General features: G+C 38.9%; 4 protein-coding genes and 3 tRNA genes. 5 read left to right on the forward strand and 2 right to left on the reverse strand.

All coding sequences use genetic code 11. The features are described 5' to 3' along the window. The 5 genes from AB1444_16215 to AB1444_16235 all read left to right on the forward strand — a co-directional run. The coding region (locus AB1444_16215; protein ID MEW6528201.1) for an OmpA family protein at window positions 1–352 on the forward strand (352 nt) is incomplete at its 5' end. 55 nt (window positions 353–407) lie between these two features. Next, window positions 408–490 (forward strand) — tRNA-Ser (locus AB1444_16220). 8 nt (window positions 491–498) lie between these two features. Next, window positions 499–585, forward strand: a tRNA-Ser gene (locus AB1444_16225). Between the two features lies 1 nt (window position 586). Then, on the forward strand, window positions 587–1,030 hold the full coding sequence (locus tag AB1444_16230) for a hypothetical protein (GenBank protein MEW6528202.1): 444 nt from the start codon (window positions 587–589) through the stop codon (window positions 1,028–1,030). A 22-nt stretch (window positions 1,031–1,052) separates the two neighbouring features. Further along, window positions 1,053–1,126: transfer RNA gene (locus tag AB1444_16235), tRNA-Arg, on the forward strand. Between the two features lie 352 nt (window positions 1,127–1,478). Here AB1444_16235 and AB1444_16240 read toward each other — a convergent pair. Both AB1444_16240 and AB1444_16245 read right to left on the reverse strand, forming a co-directional pair. After that, window positions 1,479–2,261 carry a hypothetical protein gene (locus AB1444_16240; protein ID MEW6528203.1) on the reverse strand — a complete coding sequence of 261 codons (783 nt, stop codon included), beginning with the start codon at window positions 2,259–2,261 and terminating at the stop codon, window positions 1,479–1,481. 146 nt (window positions 2,262–2,407) lie between these two features. After that, window positions 2,408–3,475: a 3-isopropylmalate dehydrogenase gene (locus tag AB1444_16245; GenBank protein MEW6528204.1), complete on the reverse strand. Its 1,068-nt coding sequence runs from the start codon at window positions 3,473–3,475 to the stop codon at window positions 2,408–2,410. Window positions 3,476–3,695: the final 220 nt, after the last annotated feature.

The raw sequence follows: 3,695 nt of genomic DNA on the forward strand, positions 1-3,695 counted from the left end.
CCACTTTGATGAAGTACTCCTTATAACCGATAAAATAACCTTTGAGTTAGGGAGCGCTGAAATACAACCAAGCTCATATCCTGAACTGGATAAAATTGCCCAGATATTGAAACAGAAAAAAGTGCGTGTTAGAATTGAAGGGCATACCGACGATATTGGCGAAGCAGCTTTTAACCAGTTACTATCTGAAAAAAGAGCTGAATCAATAAAGAATTATCTTGTTTCAAAAGGGCTTGATCCTGAACGGTTTGAATCCGTAGGATACGGCGAATCAAAACCAATTGCCGACAATAAAACCGAAAAAGGAAGAGCTCAGAACAGGCGAGTTGAGTTCCTCATCATAGAAAAATAATTGTACCGTAAAATTTTTATTTGACAACAACCGCCCTTTCAATAGTGTTGCTATCGGAAGGTTGTCCGAGTGGTCTATGGAGGCGGTCTTGAAAACCGTTGGGTGAAAGCCCCGGGGGTTCGAATCCCTCACCTTCCGCATAAAACGGAGAGATGCCCGAGAGGCCGAAGGGGACGGTTTGCTAAACCGTTGTACTGGAAACGGTACCGAGGGTTCGAATCCCTCTCTCTCCGAATGGAAACGCTAAAAATATGGTGGCAGCACATTAAAAAATACAGCACTATCCTGTATGCAACAATCACCAGGTACTATACACTCGTAAAAACATTTTGTATTGAACATAAGCACCAAATCATTTTATCCGTTGCGTATGTGCCGTATATTGGGTGGTTGTATCCTCTGTATGTTTTTGAAGATGCACAGGTTCAAAAACATGCAAAGCGCGGGCTTGTCTATGCAATGACTGCGGTTGCTATCGCCCTGGCTATCTTTATTATACTTTTTATGATGCCACGACCCTGGCGGTTACTACGTTTTATATTTACAATTCTTTTGTACCTTAATTATTTTGTATATTATGCGATAGTTACTGTGCATGTATACTGTATTTGGAAGAAAAAAGATTTTTCCATACCACAGGTTGAAAATTATCTTGAAAAATTGGAGCAATATATCTAAATTTTAAATATAGCTTTTACATGCGTCCATAGCTCAGTTGGATAGAGCGTCGGACTACGAATCCGAAGGCCAGAGGTTCGAATCCTCTTGGGCGCACAATATAAAAGGGATTGCTTCATCCCGTCATTGCGAGTAACGAAACGATGAAGCAATACTGCTTTTAGTGGTACTAAGATTACATAGCTATGCTCGCAATGATCCTTGCAATTTTGTCATTGCGAGGAACGAAGTGACGAAGCAATCCTTTTTTAAGTTTTGAGAGGTGCCTCTTATTTTTTTAAAAAAATGGGAGGTATCATAGAACACCCCCCCTGTCTTATACAATTATCATATTACATTATTTAAGCAAAATAGTAAATATAATTTACCTCACTTCAAATTAATCACCACAAAATGAAACATGGGTGTTTTTAGACCATTGCAAAATGGTAGATTGTGGCAATTTTATCTATAGCTTAATGCTTACTCCAAAGATATATGAAGTGTATCCTTTGGTGTCGTTGGTTTCACCTGCCATGTTGATAAGGCCACTTAACGTCACGCCTGAAGTAGTTTCTATAATATCAAATCCGTATGAAATCATAGTTGTTGAAGGGATATCATATGAGGTCTGCATGCCCACATAAGCAGGTTCTGTGGTAATATCGGTGCTCCCCTGCATTGATTTCATCATTAAAAATGGTGAAAAGATAAAAGTATCGGCAAAACCTATATGCATTTGCATCCCCAATACAGGGCCATACATACCGGTTGTCAATGTTATTGTCATTGTTCCACTACCAGAAATATAATCAGGTGTTGTAAACGATGTAGTCATTAGCATCAAATCATAACCGCCAAAAAAGATAAACTTAAATGACTCCTGGTTTACAACTGGCAATTCAAATGCTGGTGTAAGGTCAAATCCAACAAAATTAAGGGACTCTTTCCCAAAATCAGTATCAAGTTCGCCATTCATAACAAACATGCCAACCATACAATCTATGGCGCCCCAATCGCCACCATAGCGCGGAACCCACCCCAAAAACATGCCTACCATAGAAAACTTGTCTGCACTTATATATGCCCCTGTGAAATTCACAGTGTTTGAGAAAGACGATTCTTCCGGATATTCTGGATATCCCAAAGGAGGAGGTGATATGCTGAAGTTAGTCTGTGTGTTACTTGATTGTGCAAAAAGACCCGTTGCAATAAAAAGAAAGCAAAGAAACAGTGATATTTTGGTTTTCATACTGTTTACTCCATATTAGTATTATTACTTGTGTAATACATGCAGCCTTTAATAAAAGTCAATAATTTATTATGAAAAAAGCGGTGGATAATCATAACCACCGCTCCTTGTATAATATGCAAATATTTTGACTGCTCATTACTCCATCACTTCACCGCATACTCCGCAACCTTATCACCCACCTGTGTAGTAGTTAAACCCATCTTGCCTGCAGCAAGGGATTTCATATCACGCTGCAATATCTCAACAACGCCTTTTTCAATACGTGCTGCAGCGCCTTCTTCTCCCAGATGTGCCATCATCATCTGTGCTGCACAAATGGCTGCCAAAGGATTAATGACATTTTTACCGGTGTATTTTGGAGCAGAGCCACCAATAGGCTCAAACATAGACAGACCTTCAGGATTGATATTACCGCCAGCAGCAATGCCCATGCCTCCCTGTGTAATAGCACCAAGGTCGGTGATAATATCACCAAACATGTTTCCAGTAACAAGGACGTCAAACCACTCAGGATTTTTTACCATCCACATGCAGGTTGCATCAACATGATAGTATTCGCGCTTAATGTCGGGATATTCTTTTTCACCAATTTCGTGAAATGCTCTTTCCCATAAATCATAAACATACGTTAATACATTGGTTTTTCCTACCAGTGCCAGCGTTTTCTTTTTATTGCGCTTGCGGGCATACTCAAACGCATAGCGTAAGCACCTATCAACCTGAAACCTATTATATACCATTATCTGCATTGCTTCTTCATGTGATGTGCCTTTCATGGTAACACCACCAATCCCGGTGTATACGTCGCCAGTATTTTCACGTACCACAACATAATCAATATCCTGCGGTCCTTTGTCTTTAAGCGGAGTTTCAACATTGGGATACAGCTTCACAGGACGAAGATTAATATACTGGTCTAATTCAAAACGTAATCGCAAAAGTATACCTTTTTCTAAAATACCTGGCTTGACATCGGGATGACCAATAGCACCTAAAAAGATAGCATCATACTTTTTTAGTTCATCAATTGCACCATCAGGTAGTGTTTCGCCTGTTTTTAAATACCGCTCACCGCCAAAATCATAATTGGTAAAATGTAATGAAATGTTTTCAACCTGAGCAACAGCTTGTAATACCTTAACGCCTTCAGCAACGACCTCAGGGCCTGTACCATCGCCTGGTAACACAGCAATATTGTAGCTTTTTTTCATAAGATATTCTCCCAACTGATCTATTGATTTTTTATTACCTATCTATCTGATAGTATAAACCAGTATAGCAAATTTTAATAAAAATTTTCAGTAATAATTCCTTAAAAAATTTCATAATGAATATAGGGGGTGTCCCAAAAGACACCTCTTTTTTTTAAAAAAATTAATTTACAAGCAATTAATGCGACATAAAATTGTCGCATGAAAAAACAACGAAAAC

The sequence above is a fragment of the Spirochaetota bacterium genome (assembly GCA_040756435.1).
In the GTDB taxonomy this organism is placed as follows: Bacteria; Spirochaetota; UBA4802; order UBA4802; family UB4802; genus UBA4802.